At 54.5% G+C, this 23,887-nt stretch carries 19 protein-coding genes; 11 read left to right on the top strand and 8 right to left on the bottom strand.

Annotated elements, in window-relative coordinates:
• Positions 1-64: 64 nt before the first annotated feature.
• Positions 65-1,042: an isopenicillin N synthase family dioxygenase gene (locus Q354_RS0120150; RefSeq protein WP_036230843.1), complete on the top strand. Its 978-nt coding sequence runs from the start codon at positions 65-67 to the stop codon at positions 1,040-1,042.
• A gap of 69 nt (positions 1,043-1,111) precedes the next feature.
• On the opposite strand, the gene Q354_RS0120145 is transcribed toward Q354_RS0120150, so the two are convergent.
• Together Q354_RS0120145 and Q354_RS0120140 are read right to left on the bottom strand one after the other, a co-directional pair.
• Positions 1,112-2,722 (bottom strand): BCCT family transporter, encoded by a 1,611-nt coding sequence (locus Q354_RS0120145; RefSeq protein ID WP_036230841.1) that lies wholly within the window; start codon positions 2,720-2,722, stop codon positions 1,112-1,114.
• 197 nt (positions 2,723-2,919) lie between these two features.
• Entirely contained in the window at positions 2,920-4,176 is a 1,257-nt protein-coding gene (locus Q354_RS0120140; RefSeq protein WP_027859181.1) for a M24 family metallopeptidase, read from the bottom strand.
• 217 nt (positions 4,177-4,393) lie between these two features.
• Between Q354_RS0120140 and Q354_RS0120135 the strand changes: the two genes are divergently transcribed.
• From Q354_RS0120135 to Q354_RS0120120, 4 genes are all read left to right on the top strand, one after another.
• Positions 4,394-5,308, top strand: a complete 915-nt coding sequence (locus Q354_RS0120135; RefSeq protein WP_027859180.1) for a LysR substrate-binding domain-containing protein — start codon at positions 4,394-4,396, stop codon at positions 5,306-5,308.
• A gap of 201 nt (positions 5,309-5,509) precedes the next feature.
• Positions 5,510-8,248 (top strand): bifunctional acetate--CoA ligase family protein/GNAT family N-acetyltransferase, encoded by a 2,739-nt coding sequence (locus Q354_RS0120130; RefSeq protein WP_027859179.1) that lies wholly within the window; start codon positions 5,510-5,512, stop codon positions 8,246-8,248.
• Positions 8,249-8,470: 222 nt separating this feature from the next.
• A complete protein-coding gene (locus Q354_RS0120125) occupies positions 8,471-9,178 on the top strand; it encodes an AzlC family ABC transporter permease (protein WP_027859178.1) in 708 nt (235 codons plus the stop codon).
• The gene (locus Q354_RS0120120; protein WP_036230838.1) at positions 9,148-9,480 is read left to right on the top strand and encodes a branched-chain amino acid transporter permease; all 333 of its coding nucleotides are present in this window, start codon (positions 9,148-9,150) and stop codon (positions 9,478-9,480) included. The genes Q354_RS0120125 and Q354_RS0120120 overlap by 31 nt, the downstream gene beginning before the upstream one ends.
• Before the next feature lie 74 nt (positions 9,481-9,554).
• Here the strand turns inward: Q354_RS0120120 and Q354_RS0120115 are convergent, their stop codons facing one another.
• Positions 9,555-9,863 carry an ArsR/SmtB family transcription factor gene (locus Q354_RS0120115; RefSeq protein ID WP_027859176.1) on the bottom strand — a complete coding sequence of 103 codons (309 nt, stop codon included), beginning with the start codon at positions 9,861-9,863 and terminating at the stop codon, positions 9,555-9,557.
• A gap of 246 nt (positions 9,864-10,109) precedes the next feature.
• Here Q354_RS0120115 and Q354_RS0120110 point away from each other — a divergent pair, with 246 nt between their 5' ends.
• From Q354_RS0120110 to Q354_RS0120095, 4 genes are all read left to right on the top strand, one after another.
• Positions 10,110-12,698, top strand: coding sequence for an efflux RND transporter permease subunit (locus tag Q354_RS0120110; protein ID WP_027859175.1), 2,589 nt, complete (start codon positions 10,110-10,112; stop codon positions 12,696-12,698).
• Complete coding sequence (locus Q354_RS0120105) at positions 12,691-13,491, top strand: outer membrane lipoprotein-sorting protein (RefSeq protein WP_036230829.1); 801 nt, start codon at positions 12,691-12,693, stop codon at positions 13,489-13,491. The genes Q354_RS0120110 and Q354_RS0120105 overlap by 8 nt, the downstream gene beginning before the upstream one ends.
• Positions 13,488-14,801, top strand: a complete 1,314-nt coding sequence (locus Q354_RS0120100) for a hypothetical protein (RefSeq protein WP_027859173.1) — start codon at positions 13,488-13,490, stop codon at positions 14,799-14,801. Before Q354_RS0120105 ends, Q354_RS0120100 begins: the two co-directional genes overlap by 4 nt.
• A 315-nt stretch (positions 14,802-15,116) precedes the next feature.
• Positions 15,117-16,514: a solute carrier family 23 protein gene (locus tag Q354_RS0120095; RefSeq protein ID WP_027859172.1), complete on the top strand. Its 1,398-nt coding sequence runs from the start codon at positions 15,117-15,119 to the stop codon at positions 16,512-16,514.
• 349 nt (positions 16,515-16,863) lie between these two features.
• Here the strand turns inward: Q354_RS0120095 and Q354_RS26635 are convergent, their stop codons facing one another.
• From Q354_RS26635 to Q354_RS0120070, 4 genes are all read right to left on the bottom strand, one after another.
• Positions 16,864-18,162 carry a GGDEF domain-containing protein gene (locus Q354_RS26635; protein ID WP_051560424.1) on the bottom strand — a complete coding sequence of 433 codons (1,299 nt, stop codon included), beginning with the start codon at positions 18,160-18,162 and terminating at the stop codon, positions 16,864-16,866.
• Between the two features lie 277 nt (positions 18,163-18,439).
• Complete coding sequence (locus Q354_RS0120080; protein WP_027859171.1) at positions 18,440-18,847, bottom strand: YgaP family membrane protein; 408 nt, start codon at positions 18,845-18,847, stop codon at positions 18,440-18,442.
• Positions 18,848-18,984: 137 nt separating this feature from the next.
• Positions 18,985-19,290: a hypothetical protein gene (locus Q354_RS27645; protein WP_051560422.1), complete on the bottom strand. Its 306-nt coding sequence runs from the start codon at positions 19,288-19,290 to the stop codon at positions 18,985-18,987.
• Between the two features lie 215 nt (positions 19,291-19,505).
• Positions 19,506-20,357 (bottom strand): MBL fold metallo-hydrolase, encoded by an 852-nt coding sequence (locus Q354_RS0120070; RefSeq protein ID WP_027859170.1) that lies wholly within the window; start codon positions 20,355-20,357, stop codon positions 19,506-19,508.
• Between the two features lie 132 nt (positions 20,358-20,489).
• Between Q354_RS0120070 and Q354_RS0120065 the strand changes: the two genes are divergently transcribed.
• On the top strand, positions 20,490-21,428 hold the full coding sequence (locus tag Q354_RS0120065; protein WP_084332687.1) for a universal stress protein: 939 nt from the start codon (positions 20,490-20,492) through the stop codon (positions 21,426-21,428).
• Positions 21,429-21,464: 36 nt separating this feature from the next.
• Here the strand turns inward: Q354_RS0120065 and xthA are convergent, their stop codons facing one another.
• Positions 21,465-22,280: an exodeoxyribonuclease III gene (xthA, locus tag Q354_RS0120060; protein WP_027859168.1), complete on the bottom strand. Its 816-nt coding sequence runs from the start codon at positions 22,278-22,280 to the stop codon at positions 21,465-21,467.
• A 236-nt stretch (positions 22,281-22,516) separates the two neighbouring features.
• On the opposite strand from xthA, the gene gorA reads away from it, so the two are divergent.
• Entirely contained in the window at positions 22,517-23,887 is a 1,371-nt protein-coding gene (gene gorA / locus Q354_RS0120055) for a glutathione-disulfide reductase (protein WP_027859167.1), read from the top strand.

Below are 23,887 nucleotides of genomic sequence, written 5' to 3'. Positions count from 1 at the left end.
TCGGGCTCCTTTATCGCTGGGGACGGCAGAATTCCTTCAATATAAGAATAATCGGTAGAACAAAATGACAGTCCTTGTTGATCGCAGTCTGCAAAGTAAAACCACTTCATTCCATGAGATTCCTGTGGTGGATATCGCTGCACTGATCGATAACTCTGATCCCGAACGGGTTGCCCGGGAGATCGGGGATATCTGCGAAAATATCGGTTTCCTCTATGTTCGCAACCATGGAGTGCCGGCTGAACTGATCCGGGAAGTCTATGACCTGACCGAGGCATTCTTTGCTCTGCCGTTTGAAGAGAAGGAGCGGCTTAATATCGTCAGGTCCGGGCCGACGCTGCGTGGTTATATCCCGATGTACGGCGAAAATGTCGACCCGGAGAATACCCGTGACTTTAAGGAATGTTTTGATCTGGGTGCCCATCAGGAGGCGATCTCACCGTTCTTTGGGCCTAACCAGATGCCTGCCCAGCCAGCTCGTTTTGCTGAAGTGATGATGCAGTATCATGAGGCCATGATGGCACTGGGGCGCAAGCTGGTCAGCGCCATCGCTCTGAGCCTGAATTTGCCTGCGGACTATTTTGAAAAGTTGCAGACCCGGCCGATCACAATCCAGCGTCTTCTGCATTATCCGCCGCAGAGTGGCGAGATTACCCGCAAGGAGTTTGGTATCGGTGCCCATACTGACTACGGCTTTCTGACTATCCTGAATCAGGATGCCGTGGGGGGATTGCAGGTACAGAATCGCGTCGGGGAATGGGTCAGCGCGCCGCCGGTGGAGGGGACCTTTATCGTCAATATCGGCGATCTGGTGCAGACCTTCACCAATGGACGCTATACCTCCACCATGCACCGGGTGATCAATACCAGTGGTCGTGAGCGTTACTCACTGCCGTTTTTTATGGACCTGGATTTCGATGCCGTGGTGGACGTGGTGCCGACCTGTATTTCAGAAGATACGCCACTGACGACCCGGCCCTATACCTGCGGCGAGCACAAATACAAACGCTTCGTCGACAGCTATGCTCATCTGCAGCAGTAAGGCCATTATCCGGCTGACAGCAAAAGCCCCGGCATAGCAGCCGGGGCTTCTGGTTTGAATGGAAGCAGGTTAGCCCGCGGTAACCGCTGCAGCTTGCTTCTCCGTAGTCAGCAGCGATTTGAGCATTGCCACGCACATCAGCACCATCACCATCGAGAAGGGTAGTGCTCCGATAATCATCGCCTTCTGGATAGCGCTGACGCCTCCTGCCAGCAGCAGCGAGCCTACCACTAGCGTCAGGATGCCGCCCCAGACAATCCTGTGTTTCGGCAGCGGATCCCTGTTGCCGCCGGCCATGATGGTATTCAGCACCAGCACCCCGGAGTCAGCCGAGGTCACCAGGTAGGTGACTATCAGAATGATGGAGGCGAGTTTCACCAGGGTGCCTAGGGTACCGGAATTCAGCAGGTCAATGGTCACAAACAGAACCGATGCGATATTGTCATTTACGGCCTGAGTGATTGCGCCCTGAGCGGCACCGCTCAGTTCCAGTTCCAGCCCGGTGCCTCCCAGGAAGGCCATCCAGGCGAAACAGGTCAGAGCCGGTACCAGTACACATCCGATGACGAACTCGCGGATCGTGCGGCCTCGGGATATCCGCGCCAGGAACAGTCCGACGAATGGCGCAAAGGCGATCCACCAGGCCCAGTAGAGAATGGTCCAGCCGGTCTGCCAGCCACCGATTTCAGAGCTGCTGCTCCAGACGGAGAATGTCAGGGGAATCAGGTTGGCGGTGTAGTCGAGCAGGCTGGAGCCAAATAGCTGCAGCCCATAGAGGGTGGAGCCAAACAGGATAAAGAATCCCAGCAGTCCGAAGGAGAGGTACATATTAATCTGGCTGAGCCATTTGACGCCGCGTGTTACGCCGGTGAGGGCGGAAATGGTCGACAGGAGCATCACAACCAGCAGGGTGATAATCAGTGCCGCCGCGGTGGGGGTGCCGGCATCACTGACCAGTGATCCGCTGTCAAACACGAACTCTACACCGGAAACCAGCTGTGTAACACCCGCCCCCATAGTAGTGGCAACCCCCAGAGTGGTCGCAACCACTGCGACAATATCGACGATGTGACCGACCGGGCCGTTCAGCTTTTCACCGAACAGTGGCTGCAGGGTTGAGCGAATCGTCAGTGGCTGGCCCTTACGGTAGGCAAAGTAGGCCATGGCCAGCCCGGCTGCTACATACACGGCCCAGGCATGCAGTCCCCAGTGAAGCAGGGTATAGCGCATCGCGCTGGGAACCGCCTCGGCATTGGCACCTTCCGCACCACTCATCATCAGCGCCGGATTAGACTGGAAATGGTAGAGAGGCTCTCCGATGGAGTAAAACATCAGCCCGATCCCCATACCGGCACTGAACATCATGGAAAACCAGGAGAAAAAACTGAACTCCGGTTTTTCATCATCCCGTCCCAGGCACAGGCGTCCATACGGGCTCAGGCAACAGCCCAGACAGAAAATCAGAAAAAACGCCACTGCGTAAATGTAGTAACTGTTGAAGGTGGCCAGAAGGGCTGAGTTGATCTGGCCGAGTATCCTGACCGCATTGTCAGGGAAGGAGACGGCATAGACAACCAGCAGTGCAATGATGGTTTTGCTGACCAGTGTGACTGTGGGATTCAGGCCTTCATAGATCCCTGTGCGGGACAGGCCTATTTTTAACTTACTTGATTTCTGCATTTTGATACCCTGATTTTATATTTATTGTAAAAAGGCCCTTCCTTGGGCAAGCGGTGTTCATGGGGCGGAGTTGCGGACCGACCGAACGCCTGTTTCCCTGATAGTCCTCGGAGTAGGAGGTTGGGCATTCACCCTCGCATCCATCGTCAGTCTTGATGCGGGGGAGACATGTAGGTTGATTCAGGCCCGGGGCGTAATTAGCTCAGTAGGGCTTCTTCAAATGGGAACTTGGATAAAACTTCGATACCGGTTTCGGTCACCAGAATCTGTTCTTCCAGCTTGACTCCCTCAGCCCCTGCTTTCTCGCCGATATAGCTTTCCACACAGAGTGTCATGCCCGGCAGGATCAGGCCGTCATAACCGGCATCGGTGTAGTCTGCATGGTGGTAAAGGTAGGGGTACTCACCGGTCATACCTACACCGTGGGCGGACAGGTAATAGCGGTTAGCGTGGAACTGCTCCGGGATATTCCATGCCTGGTCTGAGTATTCCCTGAAGCTCATGCCCGGTTTGATGATCCCCAGATTGTGCTGGACCTGTTCATGGGCCATTTTATACAGCGTCCGTTGCAACTCGCTGGGGGCTGCCGGGCCGGAATGGAAGGTGCGGGAGAAGTCTGAATAGTAACCGTGGCAGCCGACGACATCAGTATCCAGAGCGATAAGTTCGTTTTCGCCGATCAGTTTGCTTGCACACTCCTGGAACCAGGGGTTGGTGCGACTGCCGGAGCTGAGCAGACGGGTTTCGCAGTAATCGCCATTTTCTGCGATGACAGACTGGTGCAGAACAGACCAGAGTTCGTTCTCGGTGATACCCGGGCGGATCGCCGCGCGCAGGTTTTCTACGGCACGTTCGGTTGCCCGCAGGGAGGCCACCACACATTTAAGTTCTTCGGCTGACTTAATACAGCGTGCCATCTCCAGCGATTCCTGAGCATCGACCACCTTAACGCCCAATTCGGCCAGCGAGATTGCGCTGCCTGCATTCATGCGTTCCATGCCGACGATTGGTCGGGGGCCGGTGATTTCGCTGATAGTTGCCAGCATATCCCTGGCCCAGCGCTTTTCGCGTGCCTGGATATCAGGACCCGCAGCGACGAAGCTGGCGGTCATGGAAGGGCGAACTTCATCGATGGTTTCAAAGCCCTCACCGAGGTGTTCGCAGCCGGTGAATTCAAACAGGATATTTTTACTGGCGGTGACCAGCAGGTAACGAGAAGGGGTGTTGCGGGCGCAAAATATCTGCATATTCCGGGCGCCGCTGGCGTAGCGGATATTGACAGGATCGGAGATGATCAAGGCATCAATATTTCGCTTCGCCATCTCGTTTCGCACTCGTCCCAGCCGATACAAGCGTACTGCCTTCAGGTCTATACCGGCGCTTTCCGGTGCCTGATCCAGCAGGTGAAGTCCGGCCAGGTCTGATCGCTCTGCATGCCAGTCAAGGATTGTCATAAAAGTATTCTCCGCTCAAGGTTCTCTGCAAATAACTAAGAGTTATCTGGGCGATAAAAACCCATAGCTTTATTCTTATTAGTTGGTTAGCTTTCAATCAGAATTTCACGGCTTTTAGTCTAATTTTGTGCAGGCAGGCTGTACATCCATTGGATTTTTATTAAAGGTGATAACCTGAGGTTATGTGCAATCCTGTCCGGGAGGGTTTTGCAATTTTATGAAGAGCATCAGACATCGCCTGCCACCTCTGAACAGCCTGCTGGTGTTTGAAGCTGCCGCGCGAACGCTGAATTTCACCCGCGCAGCGGAGGAACTCCACGTTTCTCAGGCGGCAGTCAGCAAGCAGATTCGCTATCTGGAGGACCACCTTGAGGTTGAGCTATTCGAGCGTCATGGCCGTCGGGTACAACTTTCCGGGCGCGGCGAACAGCTATACCGTAAGGTCAGTGCATCACTGAATTACCTTGCCGACGCGGTTGATGAACTCCAGCCGGTAGCGTCTATCCCGACGGTCACCGTGTCAGCTAATACGGCGATGTCCCATTACTGGCTCAGTGTGGCCATTAATGGATTCCATCGGGCCCACCGCGATAGCCGGGTGAATATCCGTGTTATTACCTCGGACGTGACCCGGGACCTGTTCCATGAAGATGTCGATATAGCGATTGCCTATGAGCCGGGCCGGCGAATTGGATGGCAGATGACGCCGTTGTTTGCCGAGGAACTGTTTCCGGTTGCCAGTCCGGATTACCTGCAGCGATGTCCGTTTCGTGGTGACGGCCCGGCTGAGCTGATGCAGCATACTCTGCTGGACTTTGATCGTATTGAGCCGAACTGGATCAACTGGAAACTGTGGTTTGAAGCACTTGCAGTCGATAGCCGGCAACTGGTACTGGGCAGTCGCTTCAATAACTATATTGTGCTGGTGGATGCGGCTGAGCGTGGTCAGGGCATTACGCTGGGAGCGCGCTTTCTGATAGATCAGAAAATGTGTGACGGCGTGTTGCAGCGAGTGTCTGACTTCAGTGTCGTTTCGGGAAGGAGCTACTGGGTGGCGTTGAATGAGTCGCGTCAGTTACCCGATGAAGTTCGCTTGATCTACGATTGGCTGGCCGCCTGGCAGTCGAGCTGAACAGGGGCTGGTCGTACCAGTTGCTGATTTTTCTGCTTGCTGCATGCTGCTTATTGTTCTGTGTCACGTTGAATCAATAGCCGGAATGTATACTTAACTGCAATTGTTTCGTAAGACTTTCGTCGGTTGTTTACCTTTTGTTGCGGTGCAGCATTAGGTAGAATCCTAGCAACTATCCAGTATCAGAAAGGCAGGATTTGAGTGGCTACCAAATACCTCAAACGTTTTTTTAAACCTAAATCGATTGCTGTGTTCGGCGCTTCCGAGCGGGAGCTGAGCATGGGTGGCATCGTCCTGCAAAACCTGCTGGACAGTGGATTTGAGGGGCCATTGATGGCTGTGAATTCACAGGGATATGAGAGCGTTTTCGGGGTGCCGTGCTATCGCAGTGTGGCCAACCTGCCGGAGATGCCGGATCTGGCGATCATCTGTTCGCCGCCTGATACGGTACCGGACCTGATCCGTAAACTCGGTGCCAATATGGTGAAAGCCGCATTGATTCTCACCGGGGGACTGTCACGCCCGCTCGAATCCCAGGATATGAGTCTGCGTGAAAGCGTGATTGAAGCCGCGAAGCCTTACGGCATCCGGATTCTTGGCCCCGACTGTATGGGCATGCTGGTGCCCGGGCATAAGATGAATGCCAGTTACTCCCATGTAAATATCCTTAAGGGCAAGGTGGCCTACGTAGGTCAGTCCGGGCTGCTGGGGACAGCGATGATCGACTGGGCCAACGGTCAGGAGATCGGATTTTCCCATTTCCTCACCCTCGGTGACGGTGTCGATGTGGATCTGCCCTCGGTGCTCGATTACCTGGCACAGGACCCCTATACCCAGGCGATCCTGTTACAGCTGGATCGGATGGTGGGCTCGTCCCGTGACTTCCTCTCTGCGATCCGGGCCGCATCGCGCAATAAGCTGGTGCTGGTGCTGAAGTCGGATATCGTTGCTGATCCTGAGCTGAAAGCGCAGCTGGCACCGGGAATCCATGATGAAGATATCGTCTATGATGCCGCCCTGCGCCGCGCGGGTGTCGTACGGGTCGAAACTTCGGACGAACTGTTTCATGCCCTGGAAACGCTGTCACGAATGAAACCGATGCGGGGAGAACGACTGGCGATTCTCTGCAACGGCATGGGGCCTAACGCATTGGCGACTGACCGGCTGCTGAAAAGCAACGGCAAACTGGCGCCGCTGACGGAAGAGACCGTCACCCAGCTGGCGGCGATTCTGCCGGGACACTGGAATGGCCGCAATCCGATAGACCTGCATGCAGATGCGACGCCGGAACGCTTTGCCGAAGCGCTGGCGATCGTGACCAAGGATGTCAATGTTGATACGGTACTGGTCATTCATGCGCCCACCCGGCTGGCACAGGGCGTGGAAACCGCCGACGAACTGATCAAGGTTATTCGCAAGACCCGGCGGAATGTGCTGACCTGCTGGATGGGGCGGGCAACGGCGATCGAAGCCCGTAACCACTTTAACAGTGCCGGTGTACCGACCTTCATCACGCCGGAAGAAGCGGTCGATGCCTTTATGCATATGGTCGATTACCACCGGAACCAGGAGGTGATGCGCCAGACGCCGCCGCCCTATATCGAACAGAATACCCCGAACCACCAGCAGGCCAGAGAGATGCTCAGCCAGGCGGTGGCGGAGGGGCGTGACTTTCTCAGTCACCGCGAGTCTTCACAGCTGCTCGACCTGTACGATATTCCCTGTGTCAATTCGCGCTACGCCGATGATATTACTGATGTGGTTGAGGCGGCCAAACACCTGGGTGGTTCGGTCGCAGTGAAGGCGCTGCACAAGGATAATGTCTATCCGTTCTGTTATGACCAGACCTCCGGTCAGCGCTGGAAGGACCTGGCACAGGATCTGTACTCCATCAGTGAAGTACGTCATTCAGCGACTAAGCTGGCCTACCGGGTCAGTGAACGTTACAGCGATGATGAGTGTTTTGGCTACTGTGTGCAGCAGATGAAGCGTGGCTTCCAGTCGATGCAGGTAAATCTGGGCGTAACCCGCGATCCGACATTCGGTCCGGTTATCGTCTTTGGCGCCGGTGGCTATACCACTGATGTACTGGCTGATCGCCATGTGATGCTGCCGCCGCTCAATATGGCACTGGCCCGCTCGCTGGTGAACAACTCCCGTATCAGCCGGATTATCCGCGAGAGCAGCTACCAGCCGGAGAAGGATATCGACCAGATCTGCGAGGTACTGATCAAGATTTCCGAAATGGTGGTGGACCTGCCGCATCTGGAAAGCCTGGAAGTGAACCCGCTGTTGCTTAACAAGCGTGGAGTGCTGGCGGTGGATATGGCGGTATCGATCAGTGCCGAACCGGCGAAACTGTCGATCTCGCCTTACCCGGAACACCTGACCGAGCATATCCAGCTGCGTCGCTCGAAACGGCCGGCGATTGTGCGGGCTATTCGGGGAGAGGATGAGCCGGACCACCTGGTTTTCTACAACACCCTCAGCCCTGAATCGATTCGCATGCGTTACTTCTACAGCCGTGGCGTACCGACTCATCAGGAGCTGGCTTACTGGACCCAGATTGACTATGACCGTGAGATGGCGTTTATCGTCTCCGCTGAAAAACAGGATGGCAGCGGTTATGAGACCCTGGGTGTTGTGCGGGCAGTAACCGACGCCGACAATATCCGCAGTGAGTTCTCTGTAGTGATTCGTGACGAGCTGCAGGGAGAGGGGCTGGGGGTAATCCTGATGCAGAAGATTATCGATTACGTGCGTAGCCGGGGGACCCTGCAGATCGTTGGTTCCACGCTGCCAAGTAACCGGGGCATGCAGGGACTGGCGAAGAAGCTCGGCTTCCAGAACAGCTACAACATGGAAGAGGATGTGGTTGATATGAAGATGATGCTGAATGAACCCGTTGAGGACTGGCAGCGTTACCGCCTGCAGCACTAAGCTATACCGGTCTACGCGAAAGAACAGCCGTCCCCGGGGCGGCTTTTTTAATTCCGGACTTGAATGTCTAAGGGTAAACACTTATATAAGGTGTTTCTTATTTTAATCCTGACTCAATCCTGATCTGCCCCGGATGCGGCCTGCTGGATGCAGTGCCAGTTCTGTGTGGGACAGACTCTTTAACCCCGGCATGGAAAGCCCGGGGTGTCGGAGCAACTTTAGATGCAATCTCAATCCGTCACGGCACAGGCGTTTAGGGCCTCGCTGCCGGTTATGTTCGGCTATGTGCCGTTGGGCATCGCCTTTGGTGTGCTGTTCAGTGATCTTGGCTATCACTGGCTGTTTGCCACCCTGATGGGGGTGATCATTTTCGCCGGAGCGGCCCAGTTCCTGGCCGTTGGCTTATTGGCGAATCAGGCCGGGTTGGCAGAGGTGTTTATCACCACCTTTCTGCTTAATTCCCGCCACCTTTTTTACGGAATATCGCTTCTTAATCAGCTCGAAGTGAAAGGCTGGCGACGGCTTTATGTGATCTTTGGACTGACGGATGAAACCTATTCATTACTGACAGCCACCAAGGTCGATCCGGGAGTTGATCGTGGCGCCTTTCAGTTTAACGTCACGGCAATGAACCAGTGTTACTGGATACTGGGCTGTACCCTTGGTGCCTGGTTGGGCGGACAGATCGAATTCTCAACCGCGGGGATCGAGTTCGCGTTGCCTGCGCTGTTTATGGTGTTGGTGATAGAGCAATATCGCAGTGTGAAGCACTTTGCGCCTTTCCTGCTGGCACTGGTTTGTGGCGTGACGACGCTGTTATTTATCAGCCGTGATCAGATGTTGCTGATCTCTATCGTGTTATCACTGAGTGTATTGCTGCTCTACAAGGGAGGTGAAAGATGGAATCCATATCGTACCTTATCGCAGTAACGCTGGTGATGGCTGTGGCAACGTTTCTGACCCGGGTGTTGCCTTTTGCCCTGCTCTACAAGGTCGCTGACCATCCACTGCTGGGCTATCTGGGACGTTATCTGCCGCCGGTGCTGATGGTGTTGTTGGTGCTATATACCTTCAAGAATGAGGATTTTTCCGGTAGCGGGTTTTTACCGGAGCTGCTGGCACTGGCCTGTGTCAGCCTGCTGCACCTGAGCTTCAGAAGCCCTCTATTGAGTATCCTGGGGGGGACTGGCTGTTATATGTATATGGTGCAGGCCGGGGTGCCGGGGTTGTGACTGAAGTGTCAGCGGCTTGCTGAAGCCGCTGACATGTCAGCGAGATTATCGGTGCGGATAGCTGTCCGGAGGGATCAGTGATCCGGACAAAACATTTCGTGAAGGGTGCTGATGATGCGCTTTGCCGTCTGACCTTCCAGTGAGTAGTAGATGGTCTGAGATTCACGACGGGTTTTTACCAGTCCATCCTTGCGCAACACCGCCAGATGCTGGGAAAGTGCTGACTGGCTAAGGTCCAGGCTCTGATTCAGCTCTGAGACGGAAAGTTCTTTTCCATCCAGGTAGCAGAGAATTAGCAGGCGGCTTTCATTCCCCAGTGCCTTCATTAACTTCGCCGCTTTTCCCGCGTTCGTTTTCATCATCTCCAGCGTTGCCGGGTCCATTGCCGTAACGCTGCTTTCTTTTAGATCATTCAACTTAGTACTCCGGCCGTAATGCGTGTTCGAGCGGGGGAACCGCCGAACGCTTGGGATGTTCTTATTTTGTCAATGCCCCAATTAGCAGTAGGGATTCTACTGAAAGGAAACTTGAATCTCAATTTTCTAATATAATAGTTGAAATATTAGATGTTACTAATGTATATTTTGCGATAACCCCCTAATCAACGGTTATAAACAGGAGCCGGGTTAATGTTATTGCGCAATCGCCTCATCGGGTTCTGCATGAACCAGCCGCGCTGGATATTTATCTTTGTGCTGCTGCTGGCTGCGCTGGCGGCCCTGCAGATACCGAACATTCAAATCGATACCGACCCTGAAAATATGTTGTCGCATGAGCAGCCGGACCGGATGTTTCATGATGAGGTGAAAAAGCGCTTTAAACTGTATGACAGTATTGTCGTCGGTGCGGTCAATGACCGCGATGAAAATGGTATCTATAACCCGGAATCCCTGCGGGACCTGCACCGGTTGTCGGCCGCCATTCAGCAGATGGAGGGGGTGGTTCGACAAGACCTGATGTCGCTTGATACGGTGGATAACATCACTCAGGAGGGGCCTGGTACGATCCGTTTTGCCTGGATGATGAAGCAGGCGCCGGTGACCCAGGCGCAGGCCGATCAGGTACGGGCGGCGGTGAATCGATTGCCATTGTTACAGAACACGCTGGTGTCCGGTGACGGTCAGGCGGCGGCGATCTATGTGCCCATTGTTGCCAAGTCAGAAAGTTACCGCCTGTCTCAGGAGATCGATGCGGTCATTGCATCGCTGGGTTCGGAAAACCGTTATTACATGGCCGGTCTGCCGGTGGCTGAAGATACCTTTGGTGTGGAGATGTTTGTCCAGATGGCCATTTCAGCGCCGCTGGCCGGGCTGATGATCTTTGTGCTGATGTGGTATTTCTTCCGCTCCTTCCTGTTGATTACAGCGCCGATGCTGGTGGCAATGGCTACCGTAATCATCACTATGGGGTTGCTGATCGGTCAGGGCTACACCGTGCATATTATGAGCTCGATGATACCGATCTTCCTGATGCCGATCGCCGTCGTCGACTCGGTGCATATCCTGTCCGAGTTTGCCGACCGCTATAAACCGGGCACCGATCCGCGTCAGGCGTTAAGGGAAGTACTGGGTCACCTTTTTACCCCGATGCTGTATACCTCAATTACCTCAGCAGCGGGATTTGCATCGCTGGCATTCACGCCGATACCGCCGGTTCAGATATTCGGTCTGCATGTCGCGGCCGGTATATTCCTGGCGTTTTTCCTCACCTTCATTCTGGTGCCGGCTTACATTGTCAGCCTGTCTCCGCAGCGTATGGCACGACTGCAGGACCATCGTATCGTCGATGAGGACAGTGGCGCGTTGGGGCGCTGGTTGTCTGCAGCCGGGCGCTTCTCTCTGGCGCGCAGTAAGCTGCTGTTGCTGGGACTGATTGCAATCGGCTCGCTCTCAGTCTGGGGTATTGCTCAGATTCAGATTAACGACAATCCGCTGCGCTGGTTCAAGGAAGATCATCGTCTGCGCATCGCCGATCAGGTGATGAACAACCACTTTTCCGGCACCTATGATGCCTTTCTGGTACTGGAAGAGCAGGGCGTAACAACGGCTAAGCCCCGCCTGATCAGGCAGTTGCAGGCCGCTTCAGTCGCAGCCGACGCCGGCTTTCGCCAGCAGCTGGACTCACATATCGCCGCTGCAGAAGCGGACAGTTTTCAGGTATTTGCAGATAATCTGGTTGCCGCTTTTGATGACGCCGGTTTCTCGGCTTCCGACGCTGATGCCCGCCGCTGGCTGGCACTGCTGAATATGACAGAGCAGGCGCAGGCAGAAGCAAAGTACTTTCTTAGGCCGGATGCGCTCTCCTATGTCGAGGGTCTGCAGGCCTATCTCGATCAGTCTGCCGATGTTGGCAAAACCAACTCGCTGGTGACGCTGCTGAAAACCGTGTATCGCGAACTGAACGGAGGGGCGGAGCCGGCCTACCGTCTGCCAGATACTCAGGCCGCAGCGGCTCAGACGATTCTCAGCTTTCAGTCATCGCACAGGCCGGATGACCTCTGGCACATGGTAACGCCGGACTACAGTTCGACAGCACTCTGGCTGCAACTTAGGAGTGGAGACAATCAGGATATGTCCCGTGTCATCGCTCAGGTTGACAGCTACTTCCGTGATAACCCGTTACCTCAGGGTGTGTCGGCCCGCTGGGCAGGCCTCTCATATATCAATGTGGTGTGGCAGGATGAGATGGTTAAGGGCATGTTGAACAGCCTCCTGAGTGCCTTTGTGATGGTGCTGGTGATGATGGTGGTGCTGTTTCGTTCGCTGCCGCTCGGACTGCTCTCCATGTTGCCCCTGACGGTCACGATCCTGTTTATATATGGCCTGATCGGCTGGGTTGGCAAAGATTACGATATGCCCATCGCGGTACTCTCGGCACTGACTCTGGGCTTGTCGGTGGATTTTGCCATTCACTTCCTGGAACGGACCCGCGCCATCTATCGCCGGCAAGGCGACTGGCAGCAGACGGTTGCCGAGGTCTGTCGTGGCCCTGCACGGGCAATCAGTCGCAACGCTATTGTCGTGGCGATTGGTTTCACGCCGTTATTACTGGCACCGTTGGTGCCCTATATCACTGTGGGCTTCTTCCTGGCCGCCATAATGGCCGTCTCTGCTTTGGTCACCCTGGTGCTCCTGCCTGCGGTGATGAACCACCTGTCGGACAAAAAACGTCTGTTCTCATGCCCTGATTCCCGCCCGGAGGAGAAACAAAATGTTTAAACCGAGTCTTATGCTGTCTGCTTTGCTATTCGCTTCCGGTGGCGCTCAGGCGTCGGAGCTGCAGGATGTAAACAAGATTGTCCAACAGGCTAATCTGGCGGCTTACTATGCTGCCGATGATGGCCGGGCTGAAGCGAGAATGCTGATTGAGGACCGTGATGGAGGGCGCCAGAGCCGGCAGTTTACCATCTTGCGCCGCGACCGTGCCGAGGGCGGGGATCAGGATTTTCTGGTGGCTTTCAGCCGTCCCGCCGATGTGCGAAATACGGTATTTATGGTGGCGAAACATGTTGCAGCAGATGATGACCGCTGGCTCTACCTGCCGGGGCTGGACCTGGTCAAGCGCATCTCGGCAGGGGATAAACGTACCAGTTTTATGGGGTCTCACTACTTCTACGAGGATGTCTCCGGACGCAACCTCAACGATGACGAGCATAAGCTGTTGTCGTCAGAGGGACGCTTCTATCAGGTACTGAATACGCCTAAAGATCCGGCGACGGTGGAGTTCAGCCGCTATCAGGTGTGGATAGACAAAGCGAATATGCTGCCGGTTAAGATTGAGTATCAGGATGAGACGGGCAGTGTCTACCGTCGGGTGGAAGTGCTGGATATTTCTGAGGTGCAGGGGATTCCCACCGTGACCCGTTCCAGGGTTTCGGACCTGCGCAGTGGCGGTTCTACCACCATGGAGTTTCGCTTCCAGAAATACAATATCGGGCTGGATGATGCGGTCTTTAGTGAGCGTTCGCTGCGCAAGTTGCCTCGTCAGTGGCTGAAACGGCCTGCGTCATGAACAGGTCGCTGCCAACCCTGCTGTGGGGGCTGCTTAGCCTGATGGCACCGCTGCCGGCAACGGCTGATGACTCTCCTGTGACCGATGATGGCTGGGAGCAGGGTGACGACAGCTGGGATGATGCCGGCTGGGATCAGACCGATAGCGATACCGGGCCGGTATTGCACGGCTTTTCTGAACTGGCTTTAGGCGGGCGCACCTCTGATGATCCGGCTCTGGCTGATGAGAGTCTTACTCTGGGCGAGTTCCGTAACCGCTTCGAGCTGGAATCGGCGGTCAACGATATGCGCCTGAGCATCAAGGCGGACCTGTATGTCGACGCTGTTGAACATGGTGGCCATGGTCGTCTGCGTGAGGCAAAGCTGGATCTGAGCCCGGCAGAATCCACAGACCTGCGGCTGGGGCGTCAGGTCCTTACCTGGGGAACCGGTGATCTGCTGTTTCTGAATGACCTCTTTCCCAAAGACTGGGTATCGTTTTTCGCCGGGCGTGATGATGAGTATCTTAAAGCGCCGTCGGATAGCCTGAAGCTGAGTCATTTTACCGACAGGGTCAATTTTGATCTGGTCTGGACGCCGGAATTTGAAGCTGACCGCTCGATCAGCGGGCAGCGCTTTTCCTACTTTAACAGCCAGTCAGGCCTGCAGACCGCTCAGTCCCCCCGTATTGTTGGTCAGGATAAGGGGGAGTGGGCGGTACGAATCTTTGGTACTGAGGGCAGTACCGAGTGGGCACTCTATGGTTATTACGGATTCTGGAAGCAGGCCAATGCTATGACGGTCTCCGGGAGTGCCTTCCATAGCCCGCTACAGGTCTACGGTGCCAGCCTGAGAGATAATCTGTTTGGCGGGCTGGGTAATATTGAGATCGCCTGGTATGAAACAGCCGATGGTCAGGGTACGGATCCCGCGATACCAAACGACCAGTTTCGCTGGCTTAGCGGCTATGAGCGGGAAATTCGTCCCCGTCTGACCCTGGGAATCCAGTACTATCTGGAGTGGACACAGCAGTATGATGTGCTTAAAAGCGGCGATGCCGGTAATCCGTTTCGGGTAGATGAATACCGGCATCTGATCAGCCTCCGGCTGACACAGCGACTGCTACAGGATAGTCTGCAGCTTTCCTGGTTCAGTTTCTGGTCTCCCTCTGATCGTGACTGGTTGCTGCGCCCGGTTGCCGATTACCGCTTCAACGATCAGTTTGCTCTCACCGCTGGCGCCAATATATTCGGTGGTAAAGAGCGCCACACCTTCTTCGGCCAGTTCGAAGATGCCAGCAACCTTTATCTGAGGCTGCGTTACTCTTTCTGACAGCAGCCCGGTGTTGGCCGGGGGAAGAGTAACAGACCCTAAGGTCGGTGGTGCTTGTTAGAATATCCTTATATTCGTTTCTTCTAATACCTCTTGCTAATAGGAATTCCCGCTTAGGTGTGGGTGTTTATTTCGTAGGGGGATTCCTGTAATACTTTGGTATTGAAGGGCGACTAAAGTCGCCCTCTCTGTTATCGACTTGCTGCTCTGCACAAAGTAATTTCTCCATGCTTTTAAAACTTGGCATTGTTGGTGTTGCAGTGCATCAGGCACGCATCAGCATGACTTAGCATGTGTGATAACAGGTAGCTCATTATGGCGCTTATAAAAAGAAATCATGGCGAGGAACATCCCTATTGGCCGATGGGGCCATTTAAGGTTCGTATCCCTCTGATTCACTACCGCTGGGAATGGCCGGAAACCGTTCAGGCACTGATCATGTTCGTGGTCGCAATGGGGATGATCCCATTGCTGGAAAAATACCTGGGCCTGCCTTACGACGTAGCACTGGCGTACGTTGTTATCTGTGGTATTGGCTTTATGTTGCCAAACCTGCTGGGGGTTCCTTATGTACCCGGCTGGATTACACCGGCGATTCCGGTGGTCATACTCTACCTGAAGGACTTCGAACCGGGCCCTGAAGCGATTCGTGCACTGGTGGGGCTGCAGCTTATCGTGACGCTGATCTTCTTTGTCCTGGGTATCACGCGGCTCGGCAGTAAGCTGGTGAACATGTTCCCGGATTCCATCAAGGGCGGTATCTTGCTGGGGGCCGGTATTGCAGCAATCACGGGTGAAATCGTTGACGGCGGCCGTCTGGATGCAACACCAATCTCGCTGACGCTGGGCTTCTTCGTAACGGCCTATGTGCTGTTTTCCCTGTCTTTCCGCGACTATGTTGAAAAGCATCGCTGGGCCAAGGTCATCGCCGGTTACGGCATGGTACCGGGTTCTCTGGTGGCAATGTGCATCGGCTGGGGTGTGGGTGAGTATGACCTGCCGGATGTACAGTTTGGTTTCACCTCGCCGGCTTTTGACCAGCTGATCAACTATCTGCCGTTTACCGTCGGCTGGCCAACGCTGGATATGCTGTGGATGGCGATCCCAACGGCGATCATCGCCTACGTTATCGCCTTTGGTGACATCATCGTTGGCCAGACTCTGCTGGGTCGTGTTGACCATCTGCGTCAGGATGAGAAGATCGAAGACAACGTAGACCGCGTTCACCTGGTCACTGCGCTGCGTAACCTGATGCACTCCTTCTTCGCGCCATACCCTGGCCTGGCCGGTCCTCTGTTTACCGGTGTTATGGCTACAATGGCGGAGCGTTACCGCTACGGTCGTTCAGCGATGGATACCATCTACTCGGGCGCAGGCGTGTTCTGGATTGTTGGTTTCCTGGCGCTGTTTATGCTGCCGCTGGTAACCCTGTTCAAGCCAGTACTGCCAATCGCTCTCTCCCTGACACTGCTGATCACCGGTTACCTGTGTATCTCTGTCGGTGTTGAACAGATCAACAATGCGACCTCTATGGGCGTAGCCGGCACTATGGGTGTGGTGCTGTCTGTATACGGTGCCGCTTACGGTCTGGCTATCGGCGTCATCCTTTACCTGCTGCTGGAAAAGCGCTCGAAGAAAGCGTTGGAGGAGCATAAAGGCGAAAAGCATGAGGAACCGATAAAGGTGGAGGAGACGGCGACGGTCGATAGCTGACGCTGATCCCCACTGCTGAATCAAAAGCCCATCCACTGTGATGGGCTTTTTCGTTTCCGACGTCTGTCCCGCAGGAGGCTGATAGCTGAATGCCAGGCACTGAACGTAATGTGATCGATGACCGGCTGAGCGCTGCCTGTTGCCGCGGATATACAGATGTCCAAAGCCATCGAGGCTCAGGTCGCAATGCTTAGCGCTGCCGGGAGGGTACCGGAGTTCTGCAGAACAATAAGAGACTTTGTTGTGCCGCCGGATCTTCGCGCAATAAAGCTGTTGTTAGGCAGCGCGGCTAGCGCGGGGGGTTAAGGCAAAGCCGCAGTTGAAGCTGGCTGGTACTTGTACCGGGCAGCTAACCCTGTCGGGCGAAATCCTTTGGCGCCCCTGCTGCTGAACGCGGGCGTTTTCTGGTTTCAGGTTCCTGCTGGCTGGTGACGGAGCAGTTACGACCGGCTTCCTTGGCCTGATAGAGCGCCTGATCTGCCGACTTGATCACCGCATCGGCATCCTCGTGGCTTTCCTGTTTCTCGGCCACGCCGATACTGATAGTGACTGATACCACTTCGGTGCCGCGGTGGTTATCCCGTAAACGTTTGCCTTCCTTATGGTCGTCTGGGCGCTGTTCGCTGCGGATGGCCATCGGGTAGTTGGCGATTATTTCGCGTACCTCCTCAAGATAGGCCAGTGCCTGCTGCTCGGTTTTGCCGGGGAAAACCACGGTAAATTCTTCACCACCGTAGCGGTAGGCTTTACCGCCGCCCCGCACCTGATTGATCTTGGCGGCGACCATACGCAACACCTGATCACCGATATCGTGGCCATAGGTATCGTTAAACTTCTTGAAATGGTCGATATCCATCATGGCGATACTGTACTGACGCCCCAGCGTGGCCAGTTTATTGCGTAGCGCTCGCCGGGCCGGAATACCGGTGAGTTCGTCGATAAAAGCCATATTGTAACTGTTCTGGACAACCGATATCGCCAGGGAAATCAGCGCTGCAGAGACAAACAGGGATGAGATCAGCGGCCGGTCAAACCACAGAATCATTACCAGCGCAGCCACCAGTGACGCCAGTAAGCCCGCATCCGTATGGGTCTTGCGTAATATCAGTGAGGCCATTACCGGAATCAATGCCAGCAAAAACACTATAGCTGCGGCTTCGCTGAGATAAGTGTCTTCAGCCACCATCTCCAGCATGCTGGCTGGAAGCTCCGGCAACAGGTAGGGCAATTGTTGTGCTTGTAGCAGTATGTACAGCAATGCATAGCCCAATGAGACTACGCCAATACGTAGCAGGCCGGGAAGGGTAAATACGCCGCGTTCGCCATAGATGGCGATGAGCGCAATATTCAGTGGCAGCAGCAGAGATATGGCCGTAAACAGCACATAGGCATCCGGGCGGGCAAGGCTGGTCTGCAGATAAGTCTGAATCAGGAAATAGGCGGCGGCCAGGTTAATGGCGATAAACAGAATACGGCTCCGTCTAAAACTACATCCCAGAAATCCGGTAATCAGGGCCAGCAGGTAGGGCAGGGCGGCAACGGTATTCTGGTGGGCGCTGGGCAGGGTGGCGACGGGCATAAGCGCTGCGAATGCACCACCCAGTAAAACCATTGCCGGTAACAGCAGCGTGAAAAGTCGGAGCGCCAAGCGTTGATCCTTTTTCGGAGCAGATCTTTTAAGGAATAGGAGAGCGCTATTTTAGCCAACCGATATAAAAATAGTATCGTTGCGGGAGTATTTTTTGGCTCTGCTAAGCAATTGAGGTGAATAAATGCAAGATTGCCCTGTTGATAGAAAACAGGGCAATCCATTTTGAGGTTGCGGGCTTTTCAGGCATAGAAAATGAAGGGAACCTGCTAACCAGTCCGGGACTTCGTATCTGGGGATTTTGGCAGCTGGGTTCCCTCTGGGTGCGTCCATAGCTTTACGCTGGCTGTTTGAAGCCGAGCAGCCTGGCGATTGAAAATGCCGGGCACCAGCCGCTGAAGGCAGACTGCAGCAGGCTAAAGCCGAACACAGCTGTCAGCAGCAGGATCATCGGCGTCATCTTCAGGAAGACCACCATTGCAACGGTCACCAGCACCATACTACCGGCGATGATGTGAACGCCCTGATGGATACTTCTACCGGAACTGACACAGGGCTCAGCTTTCAGGCCTGCCATCTTGAAGATCGATACTGCCGGACACCAGCGGGTTACGCCCGACTGAAGCAGGTTCAGGCCAACAAATCCGGTCAGGTAATACCAGTATTCATGTAGATAGGTGCCCAGTGCGAGACTGATCAGGATTACAGATCCAGCCATCAGGCGCAGCGCAGCATTAAGGGTCATAGATCACCTCTGAGATCGGGTTGAGATGGGCTATATTCTACACATAAGATAAATCTAATTTAATAAAAACTAATATAAAAATTGGTTTTATTGGATATCTGTTATCTAAGGTCTGGTTTGATCTGGGAAGCTGGAATTCAGGCCTGAATATCGATCAGTGAGCCAAGCATCTCGTCGCTGGTCTGGATCACTTTAGTGCCTGCGAGGGCATAGGTTTCACTCTGTTGCAGACCGACCAGAGACTCTGTAAGAGGTTTGCGCGCGGACGCATCCGAACTCACGGTTGTGGCTGATGTCGGGGCCAAATTGCGATTGTCTGCAGAATCCGCGGTGGGAGCAGTGGTAACACCCTGTGTCGCAATCTTATGAGCGTGCTGATTCAGCTGCTGGTTGGCAGTGTAGAGACTCTGCACGCCGGAATTAAAAGCAGGAATGGTGCTCATCAACTGTCCCTGAAGCCGTAGAGTTGGTAGGTAAATAGTATGAGTGAAAACACAGCTAAGATCGAGTGATTGTATAGAAAATGTTACAACTTAATCTTGCTGGAACGACAGCTGGAAGCGGCCCGTGTAGGCTGAGTGTCCGTTGCCGTTCCGGGTGGCCGGAAACACGGTCTTAGTCATCCGGCGTCACAAGGCCACGAGGCCACGAGGCCAGACTATAGTTCCTGATTGAGCGGTATTTTCAGGTATTTAATACCGTTGCTTTCAGCTTCAGGCAGCTTACCGGCGCGAATATTTACCTGGATTGCCGGGAAGAGCAGGGCCGGAATAGCCAGAGTAGCGTCGCGTTGCTGTCGGAGGGCGATATAACTGTCACAGTCACCGTTCAGGTGGATATTGGCTGAGCGCTGCTCGGCGACAGTTGCAGAGCAGGTTGCTTCACGACCTTCTGGCGGGTAGTCGTGACAGACATAAATACGGTAATGGTCGGGAAAGTTCAGCAATTTCTGGATTGATTGAAACAGGATACCGGCATCACCGCCGGGAAAATCCGCTCGTGCCGTACCCAGGTCAGGCATAAACAGAGTATCGCCGACAAACAACGCTTCACCTATCTGGTAGCTGATGCAGGCCGGTGTGTGGCCGGGTGTATGCAGTACCCGGATCTCCAGGTCTCCGCATTGCAACCGGTCATCATTATCCAGCAACAGGTCAAACTGGCTGCCATCTGCTGTCAGTGCCGTCCCTTCATTGAACAAGCTGCCAAAAACCCGCTGTACCTGGGTGATCTGGCGACCAATGGCAACCTTGCCACCACATTGCTGCTTCAGGTGTTGTGCGGCTGACAGGTGATCGGCGTGGGCATGGGTTTCGAGTATCCACTCCAATTCCAAACCGTTGCGGGTGATGTAGCTTATAATTTGATCAGCAGATTCAGTTGAAGTGCGGGCGGGCTGGGCTTCAAAGTCGAGTACCGGATCTATCACAAGGCAGCGATGACTGTGCCGGTTCGTCACTATGTAGCTGAAGCTGCCGCTGGGGCTGTGATAGAAGGGTATAACGTTCATTCTGCGTACCTGATTATAGTTATATGTATATTAGTTTTAGTTTATATAGGAGCTTAAGCAAAAATCCGTTTATCTGCAATCGGAGCCGGAGGGACACGGTGCCGACTGGTGTTTGATTTTGGGAGACTCTCAATGTCGGGTATCGAGAAAATTCTTGTTCATGTAGATACGCAGGCAGACAACGGAATGCTGCTGGAAAAAGTGGCACGTATAGCGAAATCCTGTGGTGCCAGAACTGAGCTCTACTCGCCTTGCTATAACCGGGCGATTAAGCAGGGCTACCTGTTCGATAACAAGGCTGAGCAGAGTGCTGAGCACAGGTATCTGAAGCAGATTGAAGCGCGACTGGAAGAGCTGGCACGGCCACTGCTGAAGCGGGGGCTGGAGGTGACAACCGATGTTACCTGGAACAGTCACAGGGTTGAAGCCATTCTGAAGCAGATAGCCCGTTACCAGCCCGACCTGGTTGTGCATGGCATTGCCGAGCACCACACCCTGGGGCACCTGGTTTCCAGTTGTGACTGGGATATGATGCGGGAGTGCCCGGTACCATTATTGCTGCTCAAGGGGCGCAGCTGGGGGGAGGCACTGCACCTTTCTGCCTGCATCGATCCGTTCCATGAGTGTGACGAACCTGTGTCGCTGGATGAAGCAATAGTGTCAGAAACACGTATTTTTGCGACTGCTCTGGCGGGGCGCTGCAGCTATATACACAGCCTTCATACCTTGCCGCACTCGGCGGTTTTTGATGAGCATGTGATTGCGGATTACGGGGCTCTGCAGCACCGGGTACGCGAGCAGCATCGTGACCGGGTCGCATCGTTTTTGCAGCGTTTTGATATCGATACCGGCGCCGGTCAGTTGCATATGCTGGAGGGCGAAACCCATAAGACACTGCCGATATTTGCCAGCGAGCAACAGGTCGATATCCTGGTCGTGGGGTCGGTGCCGAAAGGCTTTATTGATCGCTTACTGCTGGGCAGTACCATCGAGCGGATTGCCGATGATCTGGTATGTGACATGCTGGTGGTGAAACCACCGGGCTTTACAAGCCCGGTGTCCGATATCTGATACGGTCGGCGTCAACAGCTGCCGCTGTGGCTGCATTCAGAGTGTGAATTCAGCCCATAGAGGCGCATGATCAGAGGGTTTTTCCATGCCGCGGATCTCGTAATCCACACCGGCATCGCTGCATTTCGCCAACAGGCTGTCAGTCGCCAGGATAGCATCGATACGCAGGCCACGTCTGGGTTCACGGTCAAAGCCTTTGGAACGGTAATCGAACCAGCTGAAGGTATCGTCGTTCTCTGGATGCAGGTGTCGGAACGTATCGGTCAGTCCCCAGGCCTTGAGCTTGCCCAGCCACTCGCGCTCTTCAGGCTGGAAGCTTGCCTTACCGTCACGCAGCCAGCGCTTACGGTTCGGCTCTCCGATACCGATATCAATATCCTCGGGTGAGATATTGAGGTCACCCATCACGATCAGCGGTGCAGCGGGATCGTATTGCTGCTCCAGTGTTGTCTGCAGGTCGGCATAGAATTTACGCTTGGCCGGGAATTTGGTTTCATGGCTGACATTTTCACCTTGCGGGAAATAACCGTTCAGGATAGTGACGGTACCGCCATTGCCATCTTCAAACTCTCCGATGATCATGCGTCGCTGAGCGTCTTCGGTATCCGTGCTAAAGCCTTTCTGCAGGCTCAGAGGTGGTCGCCTGGAGATCAGGCAGACGCCGTAGTGTCCCTTCTGACCATGAAACTCGACGTGGTATCCCAAAGATTTTATATCCTCTACCGGGAACTCTTCGTCGACAACCTTGGTCTCCTGAATGCCGATCACATCAGGCTGATGTTTGTCGATCACCGCTTTGATTTGATGGATACGGGCCCGCAGGCCATTGACGTTGAAGCATACGAGTTTCATTTAGATCCGTTCCTTAGTGTCAGGCTGCAGGAGTGTATCACGGCTCTTTCAGCTGTGCTGGATAAGCGATAGCTATAAGGCTGTTTGCCTGTTTCTATTGGTAGTTTGACCGCCATGCGATTAGCATTGCCGTCATCGTCTTTTGCACGCCAGCTTCGTCTATAGTATTGGCCGTTGTCTTATCCCGGATGCGATGGAGCTGTCCGGGCGGCGTTTAGCGTTTTGGGGAGAATATTGTGTCAGCATATGATTTTGATCTGTTTGTCATTGGTGCCGGTTCCGGTGGTGTCCGCGCTGCGCGGATGGCGGCAGCGATGGGCGTGCGCGTAGCGGTTGCCGAAGACCGTCACCTGGGCGGTACCTGCGTTAACGTGGGTTGTGTGCCTAAGAAGCTGTTTGTCTATGCTTCTCACTTTGTTGAGGAATTCGAGAACGCCCGGGGGTTTGGCTGGTCTGCCACTTCGCCTGACTTTGACTGGCCGACCCTGCGCGACAACAAGACCCGGGAGATCGAGCGTCTGAATGGCATCTATCGCAACCTGCTGGTGAACTCCGGCTGTGAGCTGATCAATGGCCGTGCCACCCTGGTTGATGCCAATACCGTTGCGGTAGGCGATAAGACCTATACCGCAGAGCGGATACTGGTCGCGGTCGGAGGCTGGCCACATGTACCGGAGTTTCCGGGCAGTGAACATGTAATCAGTTCGAACGAAGTATTTTATCTGGATCAGTTCCCGAAACGCGCGGTGGTCGTCGGTGGCGGTTACATTGCGGTGGAATTTGCCGGTATCTTTGCCGGTCTGGGGGCCGATACCAGCCTGATCTACCGTGGCGAGCTGTTCCTGCGCGGCTTCGATAAAGAAGTACGTGAATTTACTGCTGAGGAAGTTGCGAAGAAAGGCGTGGATCTGCGATTCAGCAGCAATATCGCCTCCGTCGAGAAGCTTGAAGATGGCTCACTGCGCGCCACTCTGGAAGATGGCTCGGTGCTGGAGACCGACCTGATCATGTACGCCACGGGTCGCAAACCGAAGGTCGAAGGGATCGGTCTGGAGGCGCTGGGCATTGAGCAGGCGGCAAATGGAGCCATCGTAGTGAACGATCAGTTCCAGACCTCGGTGCCATCCGTTTATGCGATCGGTGATGTGATCGACCGGGTTCAGCTGACACCGGTGGCTCTGGCCGAAGGGATGGCACTGGTCCGTAACCTGTATGGCAACCAGAACCAGAAGGTTGACTATGAACTGATTCCGACTGCCGTGTTCTGTCAGCCGAATATCGGGACTGTCGGCCTGACCGAAGAGCAGGCGGCAGAGCGCTACAGCAATGTCGACGTTTACAGTTCCAGCTTCCGCGCCATGAAGCACACCCTCAGCGGCAGTGATGAGAAAACCTTTATGAAAATGCTGGTGGACGCCGATACGGATAAGGTGCTGGGTGTTCATATGGTCGGGCCGGATGCCGGCGAAGTACTGCAGGGTATTGGCGTAGCGCTTAAAGCCGGTGCGACCAAGGCGGTCTTTGACTCGACCATCGGCATTCACCCGACCGCAGCGGAAGAGTTTGTTACGATGCGCGAACCGACTCGCAAGGCAGTCAAGGCATAA

This window comes from Marinobacterium jannaschii DSM 6295, from assembly GCF_000620085.1.
Taxonomy (GTDB): domain Bacteria; phylum Pseudomonadota; class Gammaproteobacteria; order Pseudomonadales; family Balneatricaceae; genus Pontibacterium; species Pontibacterium jannaschii.
The sequence above is the reverse complement of the archived record's forward strand: the minus strand, read 5'-3'. Positions and strand labels throughout refer to the sequence as shown.